The organism is Candidatus Polarisedimenticolia bacterium (assembly GCA_035764505.1).
Taxonomy (GTDB): Bacteria; Acidobacteriota; Polarisedimenticolia; order Gp22-AA2; family AA152; genus AA152.
Window position 1 is genome coordinate 1 of the sequence record DASTZC010000263.1, and the last position, 5,940, is coordinate 5,940.

The following is a 5,940-nucleotide window of genomic DNA, read 5'->3' on the forward strand; positions in this document are numbered from 1 at the left end:
AGGGTTGCCGAAACCGTCGCCGTCGGCATCGGCATAGAACGTCGTGGCAGCGCAGCCGCAAAACCGCCCTCCCGTGTTGACGGGGACTCCGAAGAATTCGCCTCCATGGACGATCATCGAATCTCCTGTCCAGACTGCCTGGTGGGTGGCGCTTGTGGGAGGTGCTCCGGCGACCGGCATGGGCATCCAGGAATCGGCTGCGGGATCGTACAAGCCGCCGTTGGCGAAGTAGGTGGTTGCGTCATTACCGCCCCAGATGATCATCTCCTGGCCCGTCCATACGGCGCTGTGATAGGCGCGCGCCGCGGGAGCCCCGGAAAGCGAAATGGGCATCCAGCTGTTCGACACAGGGTCGTAAAGGGCGCCCGATCCAGAATAAAGGGGAGCGTTGGTGGTCCCCCCCCAAACCGCCATTCTGGTGCCGGTCCACACGGCCGTGTGCCCCAGAGTCGGGGAAGGTGCGTTGAGCAGGGACGTCGGCGTCCAGGTGTCGGTCACCGGATCGTAGATGCCTCCACCGTTGGATGGATCGCAACAAAAATTCTCGCCACCCCAGACCACCATGCGACTTCCCGTCCAGACGGCGGTGTGTCGATCGCGTCGGAGGGGGGCCCCGGAGGTTGAGGTAAGCCGCCATGTATCGGTGTCCGGATTGTAGCGGCCTCCCGTGTTCGTGTAGGTTGCCAGCTGGTTATATCCGCCCCATACGATGACCTCCGTGCCCGTCCAGACGATGCTCTGGTTTTCGCGAGCCTCCGGAGAGCCGACGGTCGAGGTAGGACTCCAGCTGTCTGATATGGGATCGTACCTGCCGCCGTCGGTGAAGAATGGGTTACTGACGCCACCCCAGACGACCATGACGTTCCCGGTCCAGATGGCGCTGTTGACGCCTCGGGCCAGGGAAGGGGTGGGTTCATTAACTGTCGAGACAGGCAACCAGGAGTCGACGGCCGGATCGTACCGGCCGCCCCCTTCGATGTTCCACACGATCATCACATTGCCGGTCCAGACTGCATGACCCGTGAACCAAAGCCCGCCTCCCATGGGGGTCCAGGTGTCGGTAGCCGGATCGTACCTGCCCCCCGACCCAAGGACCGGCACAGGGGCGAATCCGTTCCAGGCGAGCCCGTTCCAGATGAGCATCAGGCTGCCGGTCCAGGCTGCGAGGTGTTGTATGCGGGGAGCGGGGGCGTTCGTGGGGGAGACGGGGGTCCAGGAGTCCAGGCTCGGATTGTACCTGCCGCCGGTGTTCGTGCTGACGTTTCCGTTCCTTCCTCCCCAGACGATCATTTCCGTGCCGGTCCACACCAGGGTGTGCCCATTTCGAGGAGAGGGCGCGCCGGTTTGGGTGATCAGGCTCCAGCTGTCCAGGGCGGGATTGTAGGCACCCCCCGTGTCAAAGGATCCGGAGTTGTCGTTTCCCCCCCATACCAGCATTCGATCGCCCGCCCATACCGCGGCGGACACGCGGGGAGACAGAAAGCCGACGGGGGACATGGAGGTCCACAAGTCGGCATCGGGATCGTATCGCCCGCCGTCATTGAGATAGCCGAGCCCTCCCCCCAGCCCTCCCCAAATCAGCATCTGGGAGCCCGTGGATACGGAGCAATGAGAATTGCGGGGGCTGGGCGCGCCCGTCAGGGAGGTGGAGAGCCAGGTATCCGAGGCCAGATGGTAACGGCCCCCGCTATTCAGGTTCGAGGAGCCCGGAACCCGGCCGCCCCAGACTACCATCCATCCGCCGGCCACAACCGCGGTGTGGTCGCTGCGGCCCACCGGGGCGCCCAACGTCGAGATGGGCGTCCAGGTATCGGTGGTGGGATTGTAGCGTCCCCCGGTGTTCAAACCCGTTAAGAGACCAGTAAACCTGTTAAAGCTCTGTCCGCCCCAGACCAGAACCTCGCTTCCACTCCAGACCAAAGTATGAAGCGTGCGGTCCTCGGGAGCGTTGAGAGTGGAGATTGGTGTCCAGGTGTCGAGCACCGGATCGTAGCGGCCCCCGGAGCCCGGCCGATTGAATTGCGAGCCGCCCCAGACGATCCATTCGCTTCCCGTCCAGACCCCTCGAGTGGCGAGCCGGGGATCGGGCGTCGGATTATCGAGGATACCGTTGACCCAGGTGCCCACGACGCATCCGGAGGCAGACTCCACCGACTGGGAAACGTCGCCGGTCGCCACGGAGACCACGGCTCCTTCATCGAAGTCGGCGGAAGCCTCCCTCCACCATTCGGACCAGCTCGTCTTGGGTACGCGGTAGGTTGCCGCGAGGAACCGCCCCTTTTCTTCCTCGAGAAGGGCGCGAAACACGAACGCCTCCCGCTCTTCCGTCAGCTCGCCAATGGTCCCGGGCCGTTGAGGGGCAAGTGCCCGAAGCTCTTCGAAGCGGGCTGCCGGCGCCTTGATCCGCTGCACGGGCCCGCCTCCCGGACTGGCCTCGAGGGTTGGATCCTCATCGGGCGCGGCTGCTTCGTCGCGAACCACTTCTTCGATCTCACGTCGTGGATCCGGATCGTCAGGTCGCATCGTGCCCGACACAACCTTCTCGCGCAGCTGCAGGGCTTCGGTCCTCGTCGAGTCGTGAAACCTGGCATCCGTGGCGAAGAAGCTGCGCGTCAGGCGGCCTGTCAGCGCAGCGCGACCGACCGTCTCCTCGATAAGGAATGAGTCGTTCCCGAGCGCAGCATAGATTTCCCTGAGGCGATCGGGGAGGCGACTGTTCCGACCGATACGATCGATCTCACGGTGCAGCGCTTCGGCGGTAATCGGCGTCCGCCACAGCCGCTCGAGCGCTGCCGATTGCTTCAAGTAATCGCGGACCTTCTCTTCGAGCACGGCGCGTGGAACGGCTTCGTCGAAAGGCCTCCTCGCGTCGATCTGGTGGGAGTAGTAGACCTTCTCGATGGCGCGTTGCGCTTCGACGCGCTGGGCGAAAGTCAGCTCCCTAATCCGGGCTTGCCCCGCCGACATTCCGATGGCCAGGAATAGGACAAGAATAGCAACGCCGCGGTATCTCATTGGGCCCCCCCCGTAAGATGGCTGGCGCGCGACTCGTGAGAAGAATCAGGATGCGGCGATTATAGACCTTCGGTGGAGGATGTGAAACGGGACCGTGGGTGACGTCAGAAGCGCAGCGAGATGCAGCTCAGTCCGCCATCCATCTTCCGGAACTCGGAGACGTCCAGGACGATCGGCTCGTAGCGCCGCTCGCGGATCGCCGCCAGGAAGCGCGGAAAGCCGTCCGCCAGCAGGATGCGGTCGTTCACCCGGACACAGTTGGCGGCGTATTCCTCCTCAGGATCCACCGGGACCACCTGGAAGCCGGCGAACTCGGGACGCGCCGCCAGCTCCGGAACGAGCGCCAGGACTCCGGCGTCGAGGCAGGCAATGCCGCTTTTCAGGTGCAGGAGCTGCTTTGAGGCGCGGATATCCACCGGGATGGGGGTCAAGCCCTCCTCCTCGAGGATTGCCGCGAGCTGCCGTGCCCCCTCTTCGTTGGTCCGCCGTGAGACGCCAATGAAGACTACCTCTCCCGCCTCACAGATGTCGCCGCCGTCGAGCGTGCCGGGATCCTCGATGGCCCGCACCGAGGTGAAGTGCCGCGCCAGCTCGCCCCGGATCCCGGCGACCTCGCCGAGACGGCTCTCCGCACCGGGCCGGGCCAGGATCGCATTGCGCGGCGTCAGCACGGCCACGTCCTCCACGAACGTCGAGTCGGGAAAGCACGCGTCCGCCTCCAGCCGAATCACCTCGACGCCGCAGCGCTCCAGCGCCCGGCAATAGGCTTCGTGCTGCTCCTGGGCTTTGGCGAGATCGGGAGGGCCGAGGCGGGACGAGGTGATCCCTTTCTCGAAGCCGGGTCCCGGCGGCCGGACGATGGCCTTGCGAAAGGTGCCGAACCGGGAGGCTGTCACTTACCCTTGGGACTCCAGCGCTCGAGCTTCGGGATATTGCGCGTGAACATCCAGGCCAGCGGGGTGGGGAATCCGAACTCGCGCAGCTTCCCCTTCACGAATTCCTGCATCTCGAGAGCGGTGATGTCGGGGGACGTGAACTTCCCGCCGCTGTAACAATAGCTGCAATAGGTGGTGCTGCGCGATCCATCCAGGTTGCTGCCGCCCCCCTTCTCGTCGCGCTTGAGGGGCATGCCGCAGCTCTGGCAATTCTTGTGTATGACGGCCTGGTTCATGACGATGTCTCCGAGGCGTCGGCCGCAAAATTTGATTGGACTGCTCTCAGGCCCCCAGCGCCTTGGCCGCCGCCTGCAGGGCCGCCGGCGCCACCCACAGGATGGCGCCGTAGCGTCCGTTGCCGGCGCACACGGCATCACAGGCGGTGACATTGATCTTGGCGTCGGCGAGTATCTTGAGAATCTCGGCCACGGCGCCGGGGCGGTCCGCCCCGTCGATCAGGAAGCAGCGCTTCTTCTCGCTGAGCGGGACTCCCGCTTTCTTGGCGGCCTGCAGGAGGGTTTCCGCGTTCTCGGGGATGAAGTCGATCTGGCTGCGGTTGGGACCATCCGGGAAGGCGGAGAAGGCCAGCAGGTTGACGCCGGAGTCTTTGAGCATGCTCAGAATGCGCAGCGCGTCGCCCGGGCTGTCCATGCAGTGGGTATAGAAATAATCCACGAGACGGGGCTTGTCGGCCATGGGACCTCCTCGGAGTCCGGCCCGCAAAGGGTCGCTCCGGATCGATTAAGCCGCTGCGAGTTGCAGCGAGATTAGATCCCTCCCGAAGGGGGTGTCAAGAAGCGGCGCCCGGCTCAGCCGAGCCGGCGGTGGCCGAAGAAGAGTCGTCCCGCCTGGCGGAACACGAAGAAGCAGCCGAGCGCGAGGAGGGTGAAGCAGACGATGGGAAGGGCGATCGCCAGCATGGAGGTGGCGGTCGAGCCGGCCAGCTCGGCGGTCGAGACTACGGGGTTGCCGGCGCCTCCGGTGGTGGCCAAGGACTTGATGCGCAGCAGCACGGTCGCCCCCTGCACGAAGCCGGCGGCGCCCGCGCCGCCGATCAGGGCGGCGCTCCACTTGACCAGCGGCGGCAGCTCGACGAACACCGAGGCGCTGGCGACAATCCCGGCCAACATGGCCGCCGGGGTGGCGGCGGCGTCGAGGAAGTTGTCCAGCCAGGGGACGTAGTAGGCGCAGACCTCCAGGACGGTGGCGGTGGCGAAGACGATCAGGGCCGCATCCGAAGCCATCCAGGAGAAGCCGGAGGAGAGCTGGACATAATCGTGGCGGGCCGCCAGGCTGATCGCCAGCAGCGGCACGAAAATGCGGAAGCCGCAGGCGGCGCTCAGGGCCAAACCCAGGGCGAGGCTGATGAGACTCTGGGCGCTCATGGCGTTAGTCTGGACGATGCCGCCGCAAAGGGCGAGCTAGAGGTTTCCTCCCAGCTCGGCCGACAGGATCGCCTTGCACTCGGGGCAGATGATCACGTGGCCGCGGCGGGGAAGCGTGGAGGTGAAGTTGACCTTGGAACGGAGGAGGCGTACCACTTGGAGCGTTGAGACCTCCTTCTTGCATTGCGGGCAGGTCTGCGGCGATTCCAGCGCATACTCGGCTTCACAGGACGGGGGGGGAACCGGCTCGATAGGTGCTGCCATGCCGCCTCCTTTCAAGATCCGCGCGGAGTATAAGCCAGGGCGATCGCCCGCCGCCACCCTCTTGCGAGGCCTGCGATGATTCGCATGGGCGTGGCGGGATGGTCGTACGACGACTGGGGAGGCCTGGTCTATCCGGCCGCGGCTTCGACCCGCTTCGATCGCCTCGCCTACCTGGCGGGATTCTTCGACACCATCGAGATCAACACCAGCTTCTACCGCATCCCCGCGCCGCGCTCGGCGGTTTCCTGGGCGCAGCGCGTGGCAAACCGCCCCGGCTTCCGCTTCACAGTCAAGCTCTACCAGGGCTTCACCCACAAGCGCGAGGAGCTCAAAGGGGGCGA

The 5,940-nt window shown here is 65.2% G+C and carries 7 protein-coding genes; 1 reads left to right on the forward strand and 6 read right to left on the reverse strand.

All coding sequences use genetic code 11. The annotated features are described in order from the left end of the window. The 6 genes from VFW45_17065 to VFW45_17090 form a co-directional block, all read right to left on the reverse strand. A partial coding sequence (locus tag VFW45_17065; protein HEU5182500.1) for a hypothetical protein occupies positions 1–2,967 on the reverse strand: 2,967 nt, incomplete at its 3' end. A gap of 152 nt (positions 2,968–3,119) precedes the next feature. Further along, positions 3,120–3,911, reverse strand: coding sequence for an arginine deiminase family protein (locus tag VFW45_17070; protein HEU5182501.1), 792 nt, complete (start codon positions 3,909–3,911; stop codon positions 3,120–3,122). After that, positions 3,908–4,186, reverse strand: coding sequence for a zinc ribbon domain-containing protein (locus VFW45_17075; protein ID HEU5182502.1), 279 nt, complete (start codon positions 4,184–4,186; stop codon positions 3,908–3,910). Before VFW45_17075 ends, VFW45_17070 begins: the two co-directional genes overlap by 4 nt. A 46-nt stretch (positions 4,187–4,232) precedes the next feature. Then, complete coding sequence (locus VFW45_17080) at positions 4,233–4,646, reverse strand: hypothetical protein (protein ID HEU5182503.1); 414 nt, start codon at positions 4,644–4,646, stop codon at positions 4,233–4,235. A gap of 113 nt (positions 4,647–4,759) precedes the next feature. Then, positions 4,760–5,335, reverse strand: coding sequence for a DUF4126 domain-containing protein (locus VFW45_17085; protein HEU5182504.1), 576 nt, complete (start codon positions 5,333–5,335; stop codon positions 4,760–4,762). 36 nt (positions 5,336–5,371) lie between these two features. Next, a complete protein-coding gene (locus VFW45_17090; GenBank protein ID HEU5182505.1) occupies positions 5,372–5,599 on the reverse strand; it encodes a hypothetical protein in 228 nt (75 codons plus the stop codon). Between the two features lie 75 nt (positions 5,600–5,674). Between VFW45_17090 and VFW45_17095 the strand changes: the two genes are divergently transcribed. Then, positions 5,675–5,940, forward strand: a 266-nt coding sequence (locus VFW45_17095) for a DUF72 domain-containing protein (protein HEU5182506.1), incomplete at its 3' end; no start/stop codon positions are given.